The organism is Vibrio sp. OPT24 (assembly GCF_015163545.1).
GTDB classification, from domain to species: Bacteria; Pseudomonadota; Gammaproteobacteria; order Enterobacterales; family Vibrionaceae; genus Vibrio; species Vibrio cyclitrophicus.
Genome location: NZ_JADDYI010000015.1, coordinates 137,078 through 159,261, shown reverse-complemented (window position 1 = coordinate 159,261; position 22,184 = coordinate 137,078). Strand labels below are relative to the sequence as shown.

The following is a 22,184-nucleotide window of genomic DNA, read 5'->3' as shown; positions in this document are numbered from 1 at the left end:
GAGAGGAGTTTATGATGAAAAAACCTTTGCTTGCTTTATCGGTACTGACTTTAAGCTTAAGTTCAATCATCACGCCAATTCAAGCGACAGCCGCACTTCCCCTAAGTGTGGGTAATGAACAATTACCTAGCCTAGCTCCTATGCTTGAGCAAGTTACCCCCGCTGTGGTTAGTATTGCTGTAGAAGGCAAACAAGTACAACGTCAGCAAATCCCTGAACAATTCCAATTCTTTTTTGGCCCAGAGCAAACTCGAGAGCGACCGTTCCGAGGTTTGGGGTCGGGTGTCATCATTGACGCTAAAAAAGGCCATATCGTCACCAACTATCACGTAATTAATGGCGCCGACGATATCAAAGTGAAACTTCATGATGGTCGAGAATATGATGCCGAACTCATCGGTGGCGACCAAATGTCTGATATTGCGCTTCTGAAATTAGAGGAAGCCAAGAACCTAACCCAGATAAAACTCGCAGACTCAGATCAATTAAGAGTCGGTGATTTTAGCGTGGCTATCGGTAACCCATTTGGACTCGGGCAAACTGTCACATCAGGTATCGTATCGGCCCTAGGAAGAAGCGGCTTAAACCTTGAGAACTTTGAAAACTTCATTCAAACCGATGCCGCGATCAATAGTGGTAACTCTGGTGGTGCGCTAGTCAACCTTAACGGTGAACTGATTGGTATCAACACCGCCATTCTTGGCCCTAACGGAGGCAATGTCGGTATCGGTTTTGCAATCCCGTCTAATATGATGAAAAACCTGACAGAACAGATTCTCGATTTCGGTGAAGTGAAGCGCGGTATGTTGGGGGTTCAAGGTGGAGAAGTGACCTCTGAATTAGCAGAGGCGCTCGGTTATGAATCAAGTAAAGGTGCGTTTGTTAGCCAAATTGTACCAGACAGCGCAGCAGATAAAGCAGGCCTGAAAGCGGGTGATATAATTACCTCTATCAATGGTAAACGCATTGATACCTTCAGCGAATTAAGAGCCAAAGTGGCCACTCTCGGTGCAGGTAAGCAAATTGAGCTTGGAATCGTTCGTGACGGAAAAAGCAAAACCTTTGATGTCACGTTAGGCGAATCAACCAATAACAAAACACAAGCTGAAAAGCTCCATGAAGGACTTGCGGGTGCTGAGTTGACCAACACTAACGATAGCGATGCAGCTACAGGAGTGAAAGTATCAAATGTGGCTAAAGGCTCACCAGCAGAAGCCTACCAGCTTCTGAAAGATGACATCATCATCGGCGTAAACCGCCAAACGGTTAAGAACCTTGCACAGTTCAGAGATATTTTAGAGAAACAACCTGGCGTATTGGCATTGAATATCCAACGAGGAAATAGAACTATCTACCTAGTCATTCGTTAATAATTTGTCAGTATAACCAAAGGGAGGCCGCATAAGTTTGCTTGAAACTTACTCAGTCTCCCTTTTCTTTAGATGAATCAAAATGCTATGCTTCACTTGTAATTAAGTCATCCATTCGCTGATGGCTTCGTACCTTACTTGTTGAAGAGGGAAACATGCTGTCCTTTCTATTTCGTTCTATTTCCCTTGGACTTGTTTCAGCGGCGCTTATTCTTCTCGCATTTCCGAGTTTAAGATCAGGCATTGTTTCTGACGTCACCACCCCTAAAGTGGATAATATCGCCTCTCTTCAGATTTCATTTAACCAAGCAGTACGCCGTGCAGCACCTGCTGTTGTGAATATCTATAGCCGTAAATACGCAGAGAGCGATCGCAACAAACTGCTGACTCAAGGCTTAGGGTCAGGAGTCATTGTCAGCGAAAAAGGCTACATCATTACCAACTTCCACGTTGTAGCTCAAGCTGACCAAATTGTAGTAGCACTTCAAGATGGACGAGTCGCTGCCGCGCAATTAGTCGGTTCTGATAAACGCACCGATATCGCAATACTTAGAGTCAGTGGTGACAACCTACCCGTGATTCCACTCAATCCAAGTTACAAGGCCAATGTCGGTGATGTGGTTCTGGCGATCGGTAACCCATACAACCTAGGTCAAACGACCACTTTTGGCATTATCTCAGCTACGGGCCGATCTTCGATCAGTGCTGACGGCCATCAAGCCTTTATCCAAACCGATGCTGCGATCAATGAAGGTAACTCAGGGGGAGCACTCGTCAACTCACAAGGCGAACTAGTCGGTATCAATACCGCGTCTTTCCAGCAAGCCACAGACATGGAAACCTACGGGATTTCATTTGCTATCCCCTACCCACTGGCTAATAAAATCATGGAAAAGATCATTGCAGATGGTCGTGTAATTCGTGGCTACATTGGTATTGACGGGCAAGACATCAACTCAGTAACGTCACGCTTACTTGGCAATAAGAACATTGGTGGCATTGTCGTATTAGGCATTGACCCGAACGGCCCTGCAGCAGATGCTGGTTTTGAAGCACAAGATATAATTATCAGTATCAATAATACCCAAATTAACGGGAGACAGAGCGTGATGGATATTGTTACTGATCTTCGACCGGGTACGGTGATTGAGGTTGGTATATTGCGCCAAGGAGAGAACAAAACTCTCAAGGTTACGATAGCGGAAGATACTCGCTTGTAGAGCGAATCATGACGCTAGATTCAAACCACTAAAGTACGCATAGAAAAGAACATAGATACAAAAAACCCAGCTCTCAGGCTGGGTTTTCTTTTATCTAGTCACGAGAACCTAGAACAAACGTCTTTATGATTCGCTAGGAGCTTCGATATCGATGCGAGTCACTCGCTGTAGACCTCTTGGCAGCAACCCTCCACGACGGCCACGCTCACCACGGAAGTTTTCAAGATCTGCAGGTTTCAAGCCAAGCTTACGTTTACCCGCGTAGATAGTTAGCGTTGCATTCTCAGGGATAGCCATTAAATGCGAGACAAACTCTTCACGCTCTTTTGCTTTCGCAGAAGGAATGTTGATGATCTTGTTACCCTTACCTTTACTCAACTGAGGTAGGTCTTTAATCGGGAACAACAACATGCGGCCTTGATTAGTAATCGCCAGAATCTGGTTAGTATCCAAGTCAGCAATCGGGCTTGGCAACATCACTTCAGAAGCTTGTGGCAAGTTAACTAACGCTTTACCACTCTTGTTCTTAGACAATAAATCACTGCCTTTACAAACAAAACCGTACCCAGCATCAGAACCCACTAACCATAGCTGCTCATTCTCTCCCATCACCACTTGGCGAATCGAAGTGCCAGGGCTGACGTTCAGGCGACCGGTAATAGGCTCACCTTGGCTTCGAGCCGACGGTAATGAATGAGACTCAAGGGAGTAACTTCGACCATCACTGCCCAGGAATACCGCTTGTTGGTTACTCTTACCCTTAGCGCTCGCCAAGAATTTATCACCAGATTTGTAGTTCAAGCCTTCAGCATCAACTTCATGCCCTTTAGCATGACGAATCCAACCTTTCTCAGACAACACAACCGTGATTGGCTCGCTTGGTACTAAGTCGCGTTCTGTTAGCGCTTTCGCTTCAGCACGTTCAATCAACGGAGAACGACGATCATCGCCGTATTTATCCGCATCAGCTTGGATCTCTTTTTTGATTAGTGTATTCAAGCGACGCTCTGAACCGAGTAGCTTCTCAAGCTTTTCACGTTCAGCTTCAAGCTCTTCTTGTTCAGCTCGAATCTTAAACTCTTCTAACTTAGCTAAGTTACGAAGTTTAATATCAAGAATCGCATTGGCTTGAATTTCAGAAATATTGAAACGGCTCATCAATACAGGACATGGTTCGTCTTCTGTACGAATGATCTCAATGACTTCATCGATATTAAGATAAGCAGCAAGCAAACCTTCTAAGATGTGCAAACGTGCCAGTACTTTATCTAAACGGTACTGAAGACGGCGGCGAACCGTTGTACGGCGGAACTCAATCCACTCTTTCAGAATTTGAACCAGGCCTTTAACTTGAGGGCGACTGTCTAAACCAATCATGTTCAAGTTAACGCGGAAGTTCTTCTCTAGATCCGTCGAAGCGAACAAGTGACTCATCAGTTGATCACAGTCGATACGGTTCGAACGAGGAACCACGACGATACGCGTTGGGTTCTCGTGATCAGATTCATCACGCAAGTCGTCAACCATTGGCAGCTTCTTAGCGCGCATCTGGTTAGCAATTTGCTCAAGTAACTTAGCACCTGACACTTGATGAGGAAGAGCCGTGATAACAATATCAGAGCCTTCCTTGTGCCAAACCGCGCGCATCTTAATGCTGCCACGTCCAGTGCGATAGATCTTTTCGATGTCCGACTTTGGCGAAATAATTTCAGCCTCTGTCGGGTAATCAGGGCCTTGAATGAAACCCATCACATCAGGAAGCTCTGCTTTCGGCGTGTCAATCAAATGAATCGCTGCATCCGCCACTTCACGGACATTGTGAGGGGGGATGTCGGTCGCCATACCAACCGCAATACCAGTGATGCCGTTAAGCAGGATATGAGGCAGGCGAGCTGGCAACATTTGAGGCTCTTTCATCGTGCCATCAAAGTTGGGTTGCCAATCAACGGTGCCTTGACCTAGCTCACCTAGAAGAACCTCAGCAAACTTAGATAATTTCGCTTCGGTATAACGCATTGCAGCGAACGATTTCGGGTCATCCGGAGCACCCCAGTTACCTTGACCATCTACCAATGGGTAGCGGTAAGAGAAAGGTTGTGCCATCAATACCATCGCTTCGTAACAAGCAGAATCACCGTGTGGGTGATACTTACCTAACACGTCACCAACGGTACGAGCTGATTTTTTATATTTCGATGCAGCTGATAAGCCGAGTTCTGACATCGCATAGATAATACGACGCTGTACTGGCTTTAAGCCATCACCGATATATGGCAATGCACGATCCATGATCACGTACATTGAGTAATTTAAATAGGCGTCTTCAGTGAACTTGCGCATCGGCAGTTGTTCAACACCATCATATGTAATTTCGTTAGACATCCATTATACCTCGGCCATATCACCGTTAGTCTGTAGCCATGTACGGCGATCATCTGCACGCTTCTTACCAAGCAGCATGTCCATCATCTCGTTGGTTGCTTCGTTATCATCAATCGTTAATTGAACAAGGCGACGAGTGTTTGGATCCATGGTGGTTTCACGCAACTGAAGTGGGTTCATTTCACCCAGACCTTTGAATCGTTGCACGTTAATCTTGGCTTTCTTCTGCGATAGTCGCTCAAGCACACCATCTTTCTCTGCGTCATCGAGTGCGTAGAACACTTCTTTACCGCAATCGATACGATACAGAGGAGGCATTGCCACATAGATATGACCCGCTTCAACCAGAGCATGGAAATGGCGAGTAAACAGTGCACATAGCAGTGTCGCGATATGAAGACCATCCGAGTCCGCATCGGCAAGGATACAGATCTTACCGTAACGCAGGCCCGACAAGTCATCGTTATCAGGGTCGATACCCAGAGCAACCGAGATATCGTGTACTTCTTGTGAAGCCAAGACTTGGTCTGCTGACACTTCCCATGTATTTAGGATTTTACCACGCAGTGGCATTACCGCTTGGAACTCACGATCACGAGCTTGCTTAGCAGAACCACCCGCAGAATCCCCTTCCACGAAGAAGATTTCGGTGCGACTTAAATCTTGAACTGAGCAGTCAGTTAATTTACCCGGCAACGCTGGGCCAGATGCGATCTTTTTACGAACAACTTTCTTACTCGCGCGCATACGGCGGTGAGCATTGGCAATACAAGCTTCAGCCAATTGCTCTGCCAGTTGCGGTTTTTCATTCAACCATAGGCTGAAGGCATCTTTTACAACACCAGAAACAAACGCTGCGGTTTGACGAGAAGATAGACGCTCTTTTGTTTGACCAGCAAACTGCGGATCTTGCATCTTCACCGACAGTACGTATGAACAGCGATCGAAGATGTCATCACCCGTTAGCTTAACGCCACGTGGTAGTAGGTTACGGAATTCACAGAACTCACGCATTGCATCAAGCAAACCTTGACGAAGACCATTTACGTGCGTACCACCTTGCTTGGTTGGTACTAAGTTCACATAACTCTCGGTGATCATATCACCGCCTTCTGGCTGCCAAATGATTGCCCAGTTAGCCATTTCCGTTTCAGCAACGAACTCACCAACATATGGGTCTTCAGGCAATAAGGTGTAACCTTTTACGCCCTCAGCTAGATAGTCTTTTAGACCATCTTCATAGAACCATTTATGCTCTTCACCACCAACTTTATCAACAAAGGTAATTTCTAAACCAGGGCAAAGTACCGCTTTTGCTCGTAGGTTATTGATAAGACGAAGTGTCGAAAATTTAGAGCTATCGAAATACTTTGGATCCGGCCAGAAATGCACCGTAGTACCAGTATTGCGGTGACCACAAGTTCCTGTCACTGTCAGGTCAGTAACAGCATGACCACCTTCAAGGGCGATCTCATGCACTTGACCATCACGACGAACCGTTACTTCAACACGTTTTGACAGCGCGTTTACGACCGAGATACCTACACCGTGCAAACCACCAGAAAACTTGTAGTTGTTGTTTGAGAATTTACCGCCAGAGTGGAGCTTAGTTAAAATCAGCTCAACACCTGAGATCCCTTTTTCAGGGTGGATATCAACAGGCATACCACGGCCATCATCGGTAACTTCTAACGATTGGTCAGCATGAAGCACAACTTTGATTTTCTTAGCGTGTCCCGCTAATGCTTCATCGACCGAGTTATCAATGACTTCTTGGGCAAGGTGGTTGGGTCTTTCTGTCTCGGTATACATTCCCGGGCGGTGTCGCACCGGATCGAGACCTTCAAGTACCTCGAGGTCTTTTGCATTATATTGTTCAGTCATAATACGGAGTTTACTCAAAAAGTTTGCGTCAGTTCGCTGGCTCTAGTTTCACTAAAGCAGAATCATTACTATGAACCGTCATAGTAGAGCGAATGAGCGAAGTATTGGGGAATATAGTCTGGAAGCTGAGTAATGATGTCAAGCTAGTTCAAAAACTAAGACATCAAACTATGATATTTCACCATTGATAGATGAAATAACAGACAAACAAGAGAAAATTACTCAGTTAATGGAACAGGTTATAAATCTAAAAAAGTAATGATTTGTTGTGGGTAACGCTCAAAATCAACAAAGCTATGATCCCCACCCTTTTCTATTGTTTGTGTTGCACCTTGGTACTTTTCGACAGCTTGTCGATAATCCAGAACTTCATCTTCCGTTTGCTGAAGTAACCAGAAATCACTCGGCTGAGAAAGAGCCGGAACCTCTAACGCCTTCAGTTCATCAATATGCTTTGTTTCCAGTACATATCGCTCATGTGTGTATGGGTTTACTTGTTCACCCAAATAGTCGGCAAGAAGCTCATACGGCTTCACTGCTGGATTTACAACAACCGCTTTAAAACCATAATGACTATTCAGCCATGTTGAAAGATAGCCACCCAATGAGCTACCGACCAATGCAATCTGATATTGCTCTTTATATTGTTCCACCAGCTGTTGCAGATGAAGTGCCGCTTGCTGAGGGAAACTCGGCAGTTGAGGAGTGACGACTTTAATATCAGCCCGATGCTCCGCACAGTAATTAGCCATCACATTCGCTTTATGAGAACGAGATGAACTGTTAAACCCATGAATATAGAGAAGCAATGATGGCTTAGCGACTTGCTGATTAGAACCGGACATTAATAGCCTCCTACAACAATAATCACTAACATCAATAACCACCCGCTTCAAAATCAGGTAAGAACTGCCCATTAGGCAAGCGGCGCACTTGAGTACTTACTGTGCCATCTTGATGTAATTCAATCTCTCTCCAACCCGGAGACAATGTATCAACGGCAAAGTCATCTGAATTAGGTTTGAATTGCACACAAGTCGACGGGGTTGCCATGACTTGCACACCATGATGATCTCGATTCATGTCTTGATGAACGTGGCCACACAGTACCGCTTTGACATTGGTATGCTGCTGAACCACATCCCAAAATTGATCCGCATCTTTTAGGTTATGTTGATCCAGCCATGCGCTGCCCACTAATAACGGGTGGTGGTGCAGTAAAACCAAGGTATTACGCTCAGGGAATTCGATCAATTTTTGTTCTAACAGATCAAGTTGTTGATCGCTTAGACGCCCATGAGGCACACCAACCACTTGCGAGTCCAGCATCACCATCTGCCAGTTATCACCCAGTAAGACATGGTCAACGCACTGTATTTGAGGTGATGGTAAGACACTGCCCATATTAGGCTTGAAATCATGATTTCCTGGCAACCAATAACATGGCTTTTCCAGAGGTTGAATACCTGATTCAAATTTTTGATACGACTCAGCACTGTGATCTTGAGAGATATCACCCGTCGCCAAGATCGCCTCATAATCGAAGCCTTGGTTAACAATGCCATCAACTACAGCACGAAAGCTATCTTGAGTATTGATGCTTAATAAGCTGCCATTGCTCGGCGCAAACAAATGCGTGTCCGTTAGCTGTACAAGCTTAATACTGCTCTCATCAAATTTTGAAGTGTGTGATAATTCCAAAATACCAAATCCAGATACGTTACTGTTTAAACTTTAAAGTGTTTTTACAATGGGGCTCAATTAAAAAGGAATTGGCGAACGGCTGATACCCGTTTTTAAACAAAACGTTAACCATTCTCCAAGAAATTTGTTCAACTGAAATTTCTCATCCTTTTGCAGAAGCTTAGTGTTGGGATAGTCATATTTCGCTTTGACTCGTGAAAAATCCCCGCTAGCGCACACTTCTGCAACTCGAGCGTCGTGATATAGCCTGACAGACATTTTTGGCAAAGGAAACACTGGCGTCTCGTCACTCTGACATATGTCTATTAATGTGGTGTATTTTGTGACCTCATTCACTGTCAATTGATACACCATATTAACGGCTTGGTAACAGCGAACATCACCAACCTCATGCCCTACCGGTAACAGAGCGTTAAGCTTGGCATAGTTAGTCTCGTAAACTCGCATCAGTTCAGCAAGATCAACATGATACGGTTTCTTGACTGCTATATTTGGCATAACGTTAATCTATCCACTCTGACTGTAATTCTTGGTAGTTCAATTGTAGCCACTGCAGCGCAATAATTGTGGCCCCATTTTCAAACACACCCTCTTTTACTAACTGATAAGCCGCATCGCGAGTCATCACTTGTACGCGAATATCTTCACCTTCGTAATCTAAACCGTGTACACCTTTTGCTGTGGTTGTATCAACACAACCAACAAAGACGTCGAGCTTTTCTGAACAACCGCCAGATGAAGGGTAATACGAAGTGATAGGCAATACAGATCCGACTTCAACGCCCGCTTCTTCCATCGCTTCACGACGAGCAACATCTTGTGATGATTCGTTCGTATCAATGATCCCGGCCACAATTTCATATTGCCAAGGGTTCTCATGCTCTAGAGCGCCGACACGGATCTGTTCTACGATCACCACTTCGTCACGAATAGGATCATAAGGTAACAAAGCGGCAGCATGACCACGTTCAAACATCTCGCGTTCTATAGGTTGGCTCCAGCCCCCCTCAAACAGCTTATGTTTAAATGTGTATTTAACCATTTTGAAAAAACCACGAAACAGCGTCTCTTTTGAGACTATTTCCACATCTTGAGGAGTAAACTCGTGTCGTTGATTATCATACTGTTGCATTTGGTACCTCACTAAGTGATCTTTATAGTTTACTCATTGTCCGAGTTAACTACCAAGGATAAGGTTCAACTTTTTGTATAAATTTTATAATTAAAGTTAAGTTTTAAAAAATAAATATTGCACAAGTGGACAGTTAAATGTAAAAAAGTGCAAAGTTTCGAGTAAATTACCATCAAACTGGGTTAAACTCTTTCAGAGAAAATTCTATTAAAGGCAGGAATAGGAAAATGAAAAAACTGCTTCCACTATTTATCAGTGCAGCAATTGGCAGCCTGAGTTCGTCAGCTTTCGCTGATACGCTAGCTGAAGTTTACGACCAAGCAAAACAGAACGATCCACAACTTCTTCGTTCAGCAGCGCAGCGCGATGCCGCTTTTGAAGCAGTAACGTCAAGCCGTAGTGATTTGCTACCACAAATTAACCTAACAGCGAACTACGACATTAACCGTGGTGACAGAGATACTTCTGGTTCAGGTAGCTCAAGTATTGATAATAACACTTGGGGAGCAGCGATCGGCTTCACTCAAGAACTTTATCAACGCTCTTCATGGATCACGTTAGATACAGCAGAGAAAACCGCTCGTCAGGCTGATTCAGCGTATGCAGCAGAGCAACAAGCTTTGATCCTGCGTGTAGCAACAGCATACTTCGAAGTACTGCGTGCTCAAGATAACCTAGAGTTCGTTCGTGCAGAAAAAGCAGCGGTTGCGCGCCAACTAGAGCAAACAAAACAGCGCTTTGAAGTAGGTCTTTCAGCAATCACCGATGTACATGATGCGCAAGCTCAATACGATGCTGTTTTAGCTGATGAAGTTTTAGCAGAGAACACTCTGATTAATAACTACGAAGGTCTACGTGAGATTACAGGGCAAGAACACTCTAACCTAAGCATCCTAGACACTGACCGTTTCTCAGCAAGCAAATCTTCTGAGTCTGCGATTGCACTGGTTGAACAAGCAGAGCAAAAGAACCTTAGTCTACTTGCTGCTCGTATCTCTCAAGACGTAGCAAAAGATAACATCTCTCTAGCAAGCTCTGGTCATCTACCTAGCCTAACTCTTGATGGTAGTTACGCTCTTACAGATCAATCAAACAGCTCAACTGATTATGATCAAGATAACCTAAACCTAGGCTTGAACTTAGTGGTACCTCTATATACGGGTGGTAGCACAACTTCTTTGACTAAACAGGCTGAATACAACTACGTTGCAGCAAGTGAAGATCTAGAAGCAACTTACCGTAGCGTTGTAAAAGACGTACGTGCCTTCAACAACAACATCACAGCTTCTATTGGTGCTCTACGCGCTTACGAACAGTCTGTTGTTTCAGCTCAGTCTGCTCTAGAAGCAACAGAAGCTGGTTTTGATGTGGGTACTCGTACTATCGTTGACGTACTAGATTCGACTCGCCGTCTATACGATGCGAACAAAAACCTTTCAGATGCTCGTTACAACTACATCCTAAGTGTTCTTCAGCTTCGTCAAGCGGTTGGTACACTAAGCGAACAAGACATCGTTGATGTAAACGCAGGTCTAAAAGTAGCAAGCAAGTAATTCTTAAATCCTAGTTAAAGACTCTAATCAAAGTCTTTAATAAAGCGACTAGATTACCGTTACAAAAATGCCGCTCATTGAGCGGCATTTTTATTATCTATCAAAAGTTAGATTTACAATCTGACTATGAGCTTGAGGCTAAAGGTTTTATACTCGAAGGCGAAGGGTTAACCTCGACCACCTTTAATCGCTTTGATAATTTCAGTTGTAGAGCAACCATCTTCAAAGTTAAGTACTTTAACTTCGCCACCAGCCGCAATCACTTCCGCACCGCCAGCGATATCTTCAGGTTTATAATCCCCGCCTTTTACCAAAATGCTTGGCAATACTTCAGAGATCAAACGTTGAGGCGTATCTTCAGAAAACGGAACAACCCAATCAACCGCACCTAAACCAGCCAATACCGCCATACGACGATCGGTTGGGTTCACTGGGCGACCTGGGCCTTTCAAGCGTTTCACTGACTCATCAGTATTAACGGCAACGATCAAACGGTCACCCAACTCAGCGGCATGGTTCATGTAAGAAACATGTCCGGCATGCAGAATATCAAAGCAACCATTAGTCATAACCACTTTCTCACCTTTCGCACGAGCACGTTTCACCGCTTCAACTAATGCCGCTTCAGAGATCACGCCGTAATCGGTATCTTGGCTTCCGTGAATCGCTTCCGCTAACTCAATTGTAGACAGTGTCGATGTACCAAGTTTGCCAACTACCACACCAGCCGCCGCATTCGCGAGTGCACACGCTTCATCTAGAGGTTTGCCCGCAGCCACCGAAGCAGCCAATACTGAGATAACCGTATCGCCCGCACCGGTCACGTCATACACTTCTTTCGCTTGAGTCGGCAAATGGAATGGCGCCTGCCCTTTACGAAGTAAGGTCATGCCATGCTCACTACGAGTCACTAACAAGGCTTCAAAGTCGTATTTTTCGATTAAGGCGATGCCTTTCTCGATAAGATCTTCTTCCGATTTAACCTTACCTGCAACCAACTCGAACTCAGACATATTTGGCGTAAGCAAAGTCGCACCACGGTAGCGTTCTAAATCAGCACCTTTCGGGTCGATAAATACCGGAACCTTTGCCGCACGAGCTTTTTGAATAAAACTTTGCACATGCTCTAACGCACCTTTCGCGTAATCAGAAAGAATGACCGAACGTACATTTGGAAGCGCTTGCTCCATGCGAGACAAAATAAGCTCAGGGTCTGTATTCTCAAACTTGTCTTCAAAATCAAGACGGATCAGCTGCTGACCACGGCTCATTACACGCAATTTAGTAATGGTTGGGTAATCTTCTAACTCAACGAAATCACATTTAACCTTTAGTGCGCCTAAGGTATTTTTTAACACCTCAGCAGGCTCATCTTTGCCAGTTAAACCAACAACATGAGCGTGACCACCGAGAGACGCAATATTCATTGCTACGTTGGCAGCACCACCAGGACGCTCTTCGTTATTTTCTACTTTAACAACGGGCACAGGTGCTTCAGGTGAAATACGGCCAGTTGGGCCATACCAGTAACGATCAAGCATGACGTCACCGACAATAAGAACACCTGATTGGCTGTAGTCAGGTAGAATTGGTTTCATTATTGATCTCCAAAAATCAAATCTGGCTAGAGTCTAGCACACTGATTACAGTGGCTAAACTATAGATAAATGGGTAAAAGCTTATCAAGATAGACACAGCAGCCACTACGCAATGGCTGGGTTACGCTTCCATCCACTGCTTCCATGCTTGCACGACATGCTCTCTTTCCATTTCAAACTTATCGATCGCCACATCCGCATCAAGGTTAAGTAGATTACGGTGGTGGATTTCATCCCTTAATGTGGTGTACGCATTGGTCAATGCCATACCTTGTTGCTCGTCCATTATTCCTTGCGACAACAAGCTTTCAAAGATTCTCACATTGTCACACCAACGAGTAAGCTTAGGTTTCTCGTTGCTGTATCTAAGTACTAAATATTGCGCCAAAAACTCAATATCAGTGATACCACCAGCATCTTGTTTCAGCATGAACCGGTCGACTTTTTTGCCACCTAAATGACCACGCATTTTTTCACGCATATCGACAACTGACTTTTTGAGTGTTGCCTCATCTCGTGGCAAGCACAAAACCTCATGCCGAGTTTTGTTAAACGCAGATGCCAATAAGTCATCACCGTAAATCATACGAGCACGAGTGAGCGCTTGGTGCTCCCATGTCCACGCGTCATTGTGCTGATACTCATCAAAAGCATCTGTAGGGCTCACAAGCAAGCCAGAGACACCTGAAGGTCGTAGGCGAGTATCGACCTCGTATAAAATTCCAGAAGCCGTTCTGGTCGAGAAAATATGAATAATTCGCTGCGCCAACCTTAGGTAAAACTGGCGTCCATCTATCTCTTTTTTGCCATCAGTATAGATGTGTACCGGGCAATCGTGTATGAACACAATATCGAGGTCGGAGTTGTATCCAAGCTCCCAACCACCAACTTTTCCATAACCAACCACCGCAAAACCACGCCCTTCGCGATCTTTGACATGGGTAGGTTCGCCAAACTTAGCCGAGACCTGCAACCAAGCTTGGTTAACACCAGCTTCTACTATCGCTTCAGCCAAATACGTCAGGTGATCACTGACCTTCATCACCGGAAGCACACCTGCAATATCAGCCGCTGCGATACGGAGAATGCAAGTCTGCTTAAACTGACGCAGACCTTCCATCTGCTGCTCCATATCATCTTCTGGGATACGAGCAAGGTAATCACGCAGCTCCGTCTTGTAAGATTCCAATGGCACAGGGTTATAAAGTTGCTGAGGATCGATAAGTTCATCCAGCAGAATAGGATAGCGACCCAGTTGTTCCGAGATCATCGGGCTTGCTGTACATAAGCGAACTAACTGAGTCAGCGCTGCTGGGTGTTCATCCAATAGCTCAAGGTAAGTGGTACGCGTCACTATCTTTTGCAGTAAATGTAGTACTCGCGACAAACCAAACTCGGCGTCTTTATTCGTATATAAAGCTTGAAATACTTTAGGCATTAGACGATTCAGGACTTCCCGCCCACGAGGGCCAAGGGTCTTTTTAGCCAAATCGGCTTTAAACTGAATGATCGTTTTCGCCGCATCAGGCGGGCTCGCGACCGCAATATCGTGTTCCAACACGTGCTCAATTACATCGGGTTTATGGGCCATATCCCACAACTCGCTAAAGTGGCTCGCGATTGGGTTCGCATCTTCTTCATCGACCCCAATCAAGTCTTCAAATACCGTATGTACATTTGCCATATGAGCACGGGTCGCATCAATCAAACCATCCCAATCGGAAAACTGCATGGCGACGGCTAGCTGTAACTGTTCGAATTCACCATCGGGTAGGGTTTGAGTTTGCTTATCGGCCATCGCTTGTAATAGGTTTTCTAGGCGGCGTAAAAACAGGTAAGCTTCACGTAAATGTCCCACCTCTTGAGCTTCCAGAAGGTTAAGTGACTCAATCGCACTCAAGGTTTCTAATAATCCTCGGCCACGAAGGCTTGGTTCGCGTCCACCACGAATCAATTGGAAGACTTGGGCTATAAACTCAACTTCGCGAATACCACCAGAACCAAGCTTGATATTGTTTGAAAGGCCACGGCGGCGTACTTCGCTGCTGATCATTGATTTCATACGGCGCAGAGATTGAATCGCACTGAAATCGATATAACGACGGAACACAAATGGACGCAACATTTGGCGAAGCTCTTGGTATTCAGGGTACATTTCGCTGCCCATCACCCGTGCTTTCACCATCGCGTAGCGTTCCCAATCACGACCTTGTTCTTGGTAGTAATCTTCCAAAGCCGCGTAACTCATGACCAATGGGCCACTCTCACCAAACGGGCGAAGGCGCATGTCGACTCGGTAACAGAATCCATCAAAGGTTTGTTGATCCAACGCTTTGATAATACGTTGCCCTAAACGCGTGAAAAATTGCGCGTTGGCAATGCTGCGTCTTGCTCCTTGGGTTTCGCCATTCTCAGGGTAGGTAAAAATCAGATCGATATCAGAAGAGAAGTTAAGCTCACCACCACCGAGCTTGCCCATGCCAATGATCAACATTGGCTGCGCTTCACCTTGCTCATTGCAAGGTGTACCCCACTCTTTACAACAAATATCGTACTGCCATTGGTAGGTTTCGAAGATCATCGCCTCAGCCAACATCGATAGATGGTTTAGACTCTGCTCTAGCTCCCACGCCCCCATAAAATCGCGCCACGCAATGTAGGTCATTTCTCGATTACGGAATTGGCGTAACACACGTTGGCCACTCATTTCATCCGTGCAACCAGAAAGCAACTCGGCCAATCGCTCACGATACCCTTCAGCACGATCTTCGCATGCCAACATATCAGGTAAAGTACTGGATAGTATCGTGTCTCGTTGTAAGCAATCACCCACAAAACAACTCAAGCCCAATACACGCTTAAGATCGTCAATAAGTGGCTCGGGCCAAGTACTAATAGCTTGACTTTGGTGCTCTAACAATTGCTCAAAAGCAGACTGGGAATGAGTGACGAGTTGAGAAGGCAATGGCATGTTTCTTCCTTGTGTTAGCTGCGAGCCGAAAAATCAGTTTTGTTTTTAATAAAGAGTTCTAGTAGACGAGTTTCAATGACTGTTTAGAAAAACAAAAGTAAGTTATACCAAAGTTACGCCAATAAAAAACGCCCACATTAGCAATGTGGGCGTTTTATCAGTTAACTTATCGAGTAGTGCCTTCGTCTATCGTAATAAACCTCTAGGGATATCCCCCTGAGAACAAAGGCTAGAACCTAAAATTTACACCTTAAACTGCTTAATCTTACCGTCCAGTTCTTGCGCGTTGGTTTCCATGATCTGAGATGTTTCAAGAAGCTCACCAACGACAACTACAGATGCTTCAACCAACTCACGAACATTGGTGAGGTTGACACTCATCTCTTCCGCTACGCTGCTCTGCTGCCCCGCAGCCGTTGCAATTTGGAAGTTCATATCATTAATCTGATTTACTTGGCTCACGATACCATCGAGTTCAGACCCAGCATTAGTAACAAGTTCAACACCTTCAGCCGCTTCCACCACGCTTTTTTCCATCAGTTCTACCGCAGAGTTAGCGCTGCTTTGTAGGTGACTGATCATGTCTTGGATTTCTACTGTTGCTTGTTGAGTACGCTGCGCAAGGTTACGAACCTCATCGGCAACAACCGCAAAACCGCGTCCAGCTTCACCCGCACGCGCTGCTTCTATCGCTGCGTTCAGTGCCAGTAGGTTAGTTTGCTCTGAAATGCCTTGGATAGTGCCCACAACGCTACCAATTGAGTCAACGCGCTCTTCAACTTGGTTTACCGCAGCAGCAGAGGCTGCGATATCTGAAGACAACTCACTCATCTTGGAAACAGAACCTTGAACGAACTTTTGACCAGTCAGAGCTTGGCCTGAAGCCTGCTCAGTCAATGAAGAAGCACTTTGTGCATGCTCGGCTACGGTTTGCACGGTAGATGTCATCTCACTCATTGCAGTTGCTAGCTGGTCGATTTCGTTGAACTCTTCTTGAGCAGAATCTTTGGTTTCAGACATGCTTATGGTCATCACTTCGGTCAAAGCGAATAGCTCGTCTGAAGATGCCACTTGAGTTTTAATCATGTCATTCAATTGAACACGAGTTTTTTCAAGCTCGCGTGCCACATCACCGTATTCATCTTTACAGTCCATTTCAATCGGTACTGATAAGTTCTTATCGGCCATGGTTTTAATAGCATCGTTTAGGTACTGGGTTTGACGCAACATCACGCGAGCGGCAGCTAATAAGAGAACCACAAACACGACGATCATTAAAGCGGTTTGCCATGCGACTTGAACTAGATAAGTCTCATAGTGCTGCTGAGCAACCTGCGCATTGTTCGTTACTGCAAGCAATGAATCATAAAACGTACTTGCGTCCCATAGCTGTTTTGAAATGATCAAAATAGTGCTGAATATCATCAGCATGACCATTTTCGGAACGAGACGAACGTCAGAGATTACCCTTTCCCACGGCTTGAATGACAGTTTAGTCATTGTCAGTTCTCCATTAATTCTTATATATTGATGGCTTCTATATCCGCGAGGTGGCTATGTCAGTCAAAGTCGCGATTTATTTTGAGCCTCGTATGAATGTTGAATAGTACCAAAGACGCAACCAAGCCGATGAGCTTATTATCACTGATTCTCTCTTTCTTAGCGTTATTTGTGATCTCAGGCTTATTGTTTGCACCGATTGATAAAGAATCAAAACAAGTCCTTATCGGCCTCGATTTTGTAATCTGTAGTGTTTTTCTTTTTCAGCTCACAATTGATCTATTCAGATCACAAAACAAGAAAGAATATCTAAAAGTACACTGGATCGATTTCTTAGCAAGTCTCCCAATGATCGAACCTCTTCGTTTCGCTCGCATTTTTCAAATCCTGCGTGTCATTCTCGTTTTGCGGTCAGGTAAACGGGTTTTCAGAGAGCTCTTTCGTAATCGAAGAGAGACCACGCTCGCCTCAATCATTCTACTGCTGGTTATTTTATTGACCATAGGTGCAGGCACTATCCTGCTCTTGGAGCACAAAGATCCCAATGCCAACATTACCACTGGCCAAGATGCTTTATGGTGGGCTTTTGTTACCATCAGTACTGTAGGATACGGTGACCATTATCCTGTGACGAGCTCAGGCAAATTAGTTGCCTCTCTGGTGATCATCTGTGGTGTGGGTGTGTTCGGTATGATTTCAGGCTTGATTACTTCTTTGATCACCTCTCCAACTCACCATGAAAATAAACGAGCAGAAAACAAAGAGAAGCACCTTGAAAAGATCATAGAGCAACAACAAAAAATACTAGAGCGACTAGAAAAGCTCGAGCAACAAACAAAAAAATAGGGCCGAGGCCCTATTTTCAAATTCATATTAATATTGATACCGGTATTGGGTTTAGTCTTGCCAGTACGGCTCAACCTCAACACTGATTTGGCGCGTCTGCTCCATCGCATGCAGAATAGACACTTCTTGGCGAGCCAACCAACGCTCTAGCTGAACCTTCTCGTCGCCTTCCAGCTTCTCAGTCAAAGGCTCTAATGTTTTAAGTGCTAGCAAGTCATCAATGCCTTGCACCATATCGGCCCATGGCAAGCGGAAGCTGTTTCGTTCAGCGTCATCATACAAACTCGCGAAACCAACGCCAGAATATAGGTTTCGCATCAAACGGTATTGCTGATCAATATACGCTTGGCTGGTCATGACACGTTCTGGTGGGAAGGCTTCCATCAACTCTGCCCATGTTCGATCGAGTTGCTGCACTGAAAACCATTCAATACCACGTTCCATTTGCTCACGCGCTTTATCATCAAGAAACGGCTGCCAGCCACGAGACAAGATCCAGCGGCTCAAATCCAATAATAAACCAGTGTAACGTGCCGAACTTAGCAAAGTGAGTAAGTCTTCACGATCAGGAAGCTGATCTTGCATTTCTTTAAGCTCAGCTACCAAGAATTTACGTGCGTCCAATTTACGCAGCACATGGCCTTTGTCTTCAAGTAAATCCTCGAAATGGTCATAGATCTTAAGCCAATCGAGTTCTTGCTCAAGCCACTTCAACTCTTGACGCAGAATAGCACTCGCACGGCGTGGCACGATACCGCCATAAATGGTGAAAGTTTGACGAATGAAACTCAGCGAATGACTGATCTCATGTAACGCTTCAATCGATTGGCGTTCCGTGAAAATCTGTTCGTGATAATGCCAATGAGCGAGAGCGTGCTCTAAAGATTGAATGAAACACGATTCAACAGTATCACTTTTGCTAGTATCAACTAAGGTCAAAGGAGTGACTTCATCCCCTTGATAACCTTGGGCAAGACGATACCCCTTAGCCGCTTTGCTAAGGTTACCCAGGCGCATGCCTCCTTGCTCGCAAAATTGACGAGAAAGTGTAAACAGCGCATCCGTTTGACCAGATTTAAGTTCTAACTCAACTTCACAAATGGGTTCTTGCAGCTCACCGGATTCAACAAAGCCTTGGTCAAACGCAACCTCGACTTGGCTACCATCAGGCATACCAATCAACCACTGCTCGCGCGTGAAGTTAGTAGAAAATAGAGGCGTCAGCTCAGCTTGCAACGTTTCAATATCTTTACCCTCAGGCCAAATGTCTTCTGGATGTAAAGATAACTTGGGTTCGTTGCTGTCATGCTCAGCATTGTATTCAGGCCTTTGGTGCAGGCCAGCGACCACACGACCAGCGGTCTTTACGGTTTGTACAAATACGTCATCAAAGCGTCGAATGCGCAAGCCTGTATCGTGCTTACGTAGCCAGTTGTCAGGGGTGTCAAAGTAGATGTTACCTAGCTCTCGACAACTGTGCTGAAGTACTTTAGTTTCAGCAATTTTATTGCGTAAAGTCTCTGAAAAATCAGGCGAAACAAAAAACTTCAGTTCTATCTCGGTTTCCATAGTTATACCTTTCTGTGAAGATAGGGACAGGATATTGCCAATTTCAAAAGTCAGCAAGTCAGAAATATCGCCCTTATGATGATCTAAAACAGTTTTAATGAGACATTGATTAGGTTAACATGCGCGACTTTGTAGCCATCGCTTAACATTTCACCATGAATATGGTGTATGTTGTTTTAAGGTTATTATTTATTAGGTTGGATGACCATGCCAGTAAATACAATTATGGGGTTATTTGCAAAGTCCCCAATTAAACCTTTGCAGCGTCACGTAGTATGCGTGAACGAATGTTGTTCTCACCTGGTTAATTTTTTTGAAGTTTCTTCAAAAGGTGACTGGGAAAAAGCATCAGAAATTCGAGCTCAAATTTCTCACCTTGAGAAAGAAGCTGACGTACTAAAACGTGAAATTCGCCTTAAACTTCCTCGTGGTTTGTTTATGCCAGTTGATCGCACCGACATGTTGGAGCTATTAACGCAACAAGACAAACTAGCAAACCTAGCGAAAGACATTGCTGGCCGTGTATATGGTCGACAACTTGTCATTCCTGCTCCTATGCAAGAAAACTTCATCGCTTACGTTAAACGTTGTTTAGATGCAGCGAACCAAGCACAAAACGTAATCAATGAATTAGACGAATTACTTGAGACTGGCTTTAAAGGCCGTGAAGTAACTCTCGTTGCTGAAATGATTCATCAATTAGATGTAATTGAAGATGACACGGATGCGATGCAGATCGAACTACGCCAACAACTAATGGCGATTGAAGGCGATCTGAATCCAGTTGATATCATGTTCTTATACAAGATTCTTGAATGGGTCGGTGGTATTGCAGATCAAGCACAGCGTGTAGGCGCTCGTCTTGAAGTAATGCTTTCTCGATCTTAAATCATACGTTAACCATATAACGAAGAGCATTTTTTGAACAAACCACTTATGCGCTGAGTATTTCTCTCGCTGAGCGTTTTTTTGCGTCTAAATTTGTTCCGCTTGTTATCAAACAACTAGGTATTACGATGGATATCCTTGCTAACTACGGCACTGTCCTGATTATTGTTGCAGCAGCTTTCGGTTTCTTGATGGCTATTGGTATTGGTGCAAATGACGTTGCGAACGCAATGGGCACCTCAGTAGGCTCTAAAGCTCTAACCGTAAAACAAGCGATCATTATCGCAATGATCTTTGAATTCGCAGGTGCTTACCTTGCGGGCGGCGAAGTAACTGACACAATCCGTAAAGGTGTTATCGAAACATCTCTTTTCGCAGACCAACCTGACGTACTTGTTTACGGCATGATGTCTGCACTACTTGCTGCTGGTACATGGCTACTTCTAGCGTCATACATGGGCTGGCCAGTATCAACAACTCACTCAATCATCGGTGCAATCATCGGTTTTGCGTGTGTGTCTGTAGGTACAGAAGCAGTAGACTGGAACAGTGTTCAAGGTATTGTTGGTAGTTGGATTGTCACACCGTTGATTTCCGGTATTTTCGCCTATCTCATTTTTGTCAGTGCTCAACGACTGATATTCGATACAGAAAACCCGCTATTCAATGCGAAACGTTTTGTACCTGTATACATGTTCATTACCACAATGGTCATTGCACTTGTAACGATCAAGAAAGGTCTTAAGCACGTAGGTCTTCACCTAAGCAACTCTGAAGCGTGGATGTGGTCTGCTGGCGTATCTGGCCTGATCATGGTCGGCGGCTACCTATACATTCAGAAGAAATTTGCTAACCGCGAAGAAGACCATGGCTTTACTGGCGTAGAAGGCATCTTCAGCGTACTAATGGTTATCACAGCTTGTGCGATGGCATTTGCGCACGGTTCAAACGATGTAGCAAACGCGATTGGCCCACTATCAGCGGTTGTTTCAACGGTTGAGCACATGGGTGAAATCTCAGGTAAGAGCACCATCGCATGGTGGATTCTTCCTCTAGGTGGTATTGGTATCGTTGTTGGTCTTGCGACCATGGGCCATAAAGTAATGGCAACCGTAGGTACTGGTATTACAGAACTAACACCTAGCCGTGGCTTTGCAGCTCAACTAGCGACAGCATGTACAGTTGTATTGGCTTCTGGTACTGGTCTTCCAATCTCAACCACACAAACATTAGTTGGTGCGGTTCTGGGTGTAGGTTTTGCTCGTGGTATCGCGGCGCTGAATTTAGGTGTTGTACGTAACATCGTTGCATCTTGGATTGTAACGCTACCAGCAGGTGCTCTGCTTGCTGTTGTATTCTTCTACGCAATTCAGGCTGTGTTTAGCGTGTAATAGCGATTTCGTTAGTGAATACTAGCGTCAGAATACTGTGAGCTTCAGTAACGATATGTAAATGCCATGTCATTATTGACTCAAACGCACAGAAAGGGAGGCTTTGCCTCCCTTCTTTGTTGCACCACATAAAGAAACTAAATATTATTTGTGGATTGAGGCTGACTCATACGCCT

General features: G+C 44.9%; 16 protein-coding genes. 6 read left to right on the top strand and 10 right to left on the bottom strand.

The genetic code is table 11. The features are described from left to right. Positions 1-14: 14 nt before the first annotated feature. Both IQO02_RS04260 and degS read left to right on the top strand, forming a co-directional pair. Entirely contained in the window at positions 15-1,370 is a 1,356-nt protein-coding gene (locus IQO02_RS04260; protein ID WP_010434682.1) for a DegQ family serine endoprotease, read from the top strand. A 155-nt stretch (positions 1,371-1,525) separates the two neighbouring features. After that, entirely contained in the window at positions 1,526-2,590 is a 1,065-nt protein-coding gene (gene degS, locus IQO02_RS04255) for an outer membrane-stress sensor serine endopeptidase DegS (protein WP_010434680.1), read from the top strand. 123 nt (positions 2,591-2,713) lie between these two features. On the opposite strand, the gene parC is transcribed toward degS, so the two are convergent. The 6 genes from parC to nudF all read right to left on the bottom strand — a co-directional run bounded on the left by parC (position 2,714) and on the right by nudF (position 9,692). Then, the gene (gene parC / locus IQO02_RS04250; protein WP_010434678.1) at positions 2,714-4,972 is read right to left on the bottom strand and encodes a DNA topoisomerase IV subunit A; all 2,259 of its coding nucleotides are present in this window, start codon (positions 4,970-4,972) and stop codon (positions 2,714-2,716) included. A 3-nt stretch (positions 4,973-4,975) separates the two neighbouring features. Further along, positions 4,976-6,856 carry a DNA topoisomerase IV subunit B gene (gene parE, locus IQO02_RS04245; protein ID WP_010434676.1) on the bottom strand — a complete coding sequence of 627 codons (1,881 nt, stop codon included), beginning with the start codon at positions 6,854-6,856 and terminating at the stop codon, positions 4,976-4,978. 239 nt (positions 6,857-7,095) lie between these two features. Then, positions 7,096-7,701 carry an esterase YqiA gene (gene yqiA, locus IQO02_RS04240; RefSeq protein WP_010434674.1) on the bottom strand — a complete coding sequence of 202 codons (606 nt, stop codon included), beginning with the start codon at positions 7,699-7,701 and terminating at the stop codon, positions 7,096-7,098. Positions 7,702-7,732: 31 nt separating this feature from the next. Then, a complete protein-coding gene (cpdA, locus tag IQO02_RS04235; RefSeq protein ID WP_010434672.1) occupies positions 7,733-8,557 on the bottom strand; it encodes a 3',5'-cyclic-AMP phosphodiesterase in 825 nt (274 codons plus the stop codon). A gap of 60 nt (positions 8,558-8,617) precedes the next feature. Further along, the gene (locus IQO02_RS04230; protein ID WP_010434670.1) at positions 8,618-9,058 is read right to left on the bottom strand and encodes a DUF1249 family protein; all 441 of its coding nucleotides are present in this window, start codon (positions 9,056-9,058) and stop codon (positions 8,618-8,620) included. A gap of 4 nt (positions 9,059-9,062) precedes the next feature. Continuing rightward, positions 9,063-9,692, bottom strand: a complete 630-nt coding sequence (gene nudF / locus IQO02_RS04225; RefSeq protein WP_010434668.1) for an ADP-ribose diphosphatase — start codon at positions 9,690-9,692, stop codon at positions 9,063-9,065. 227 nt (positions 9,693-9,919) lie between these two features. Between nudF and tolC the strand changes: the two genes are divergently transcribed. After that, a complete protein-coding gene (gene tolC / locus IQO02_RS04220) occupies positions 9,920-11,245 on the top strand; it encodes an outer membrane channel protein TolC (RefSeq protein WP_010434666.1) in 1,326 nt (441 codons plus the stop codon). A 167-nt stretch (positions 11,246-11,412) separates the two neighbouring features. Here the strand turns inward: tolC and hldE are convergent, their stop codons facing one another. The 3 genes from hldE to IQO02_RS04205 form a co-directional block, all read right to left on the bottom strand. After that, the gene (gene hldE / locus IQO02_RS04215; protein ID WP_010434661.1) at positions 11,413-12,843 is read right to left on the bottom strand and encodes a bifunctional D-glycero-beta-D-manno-heptose-7-phosphate kinase/D-glycero-beta-D-manno-heptose 1-phosphate adenylyltransferase HldE; all 1,431 of its coding nucleotides are present in this window, start codon (positions 12,841-12,843) and stop codon (positions 11,413-11,415) included. A gap of 121 nt (positions 12,844-12,964) precedes the next feature. Further along, complete coding sequence (glnE, locus tag IQO02_RS04210) at positions 12,965-15,814, bottom strand: bifunctional [glutamate--ammonia ligase]-adenylyl-L-tyrosine phosphorylase/[glutamate--ammonia-ligase] adenylyltransferase (RefSeq protein WP_016767760.1); 2,850 nt, start codon at positions 15,812-15,814, stop codon at positions 12,965-12,967. Between the two features lie 243 nt (positions 15,815-16,057). After that, positions 16,058-17,314, bottom strand: a complete 1,257-nt coding sequence (locus IQO02_RS04205) for a methyl-accepting chemotaxis protein (RefSeq protein ID WP_010434658.1) — start codon at positions 17,312-17,314, stop codon at positions 16,058-16,060. Positions 17,315-17,410: 96 nt separating this feature from the next. Between IQO02_RS04205 and IQO02_RS04200 the strand changes: the two genes are divergently transcribed. Beyond that, a complete protein-coding gene (locus tag IQO02_RS04200) occupies positions 17,411-18,160 on the top strand; it encodes a potassium channel family protein (protein ID WP_010434656.1) in 750 nt (249 codons plus the stop codon). Positions 18,161-18,211: 51 nt separating this feature from the next. On the opposite strand, the gene IQO02_RS04195 is transcribed toward IQO02_RS04200, so the two are convergent. Next, positions 18,212-19,729 carry an inorganic triphosphatase gene (locus tag IQO02_RS04195; RefSeq protein WP_016788285.1) on the bottom strand — a complete coding sequence of 506 codons (1,518 nt, stop codon included), beginning with the start codon at positions 19,727-19,729 and terminating at the stop codon, positions 18,212-18,214. Between the two features lie 207 nt (positions 19,730-19,936). Between IQO02_RS04195 and IQO02_RS04190 the strand changes: the two genes are divergently transcribed. Both IQO02_RS04190 and IQO02_RS04185 read left to right on the top strand, forming a co-directional pair. Next, a complete protein-coding gene (locus IQO02_RS04190; RefSeq protein ID WP_010434644.1) occupies positions 19,937-20,617 on the top strand; it encodes a TIGR00153 family protein in 681 nt (226 codons plus the stop codon). Positions 20,618-20,745: 128 nt separating this feature from the next. Continuing rightward, positions 20,746-22,008 carry an inorganic phosphate transporter gene (locus IQO02_RS04185; protein WP_016783976.1) on the top strand — a complete coding sequence of 421 codons (1,263 nt, stop codon included), beginning with the start codon at positions 20,746-20,748 and terminating at the stop codon, positions 22,006-22,008. Positions 22,009-22,184: the final 176 nt, after the last annotated feature.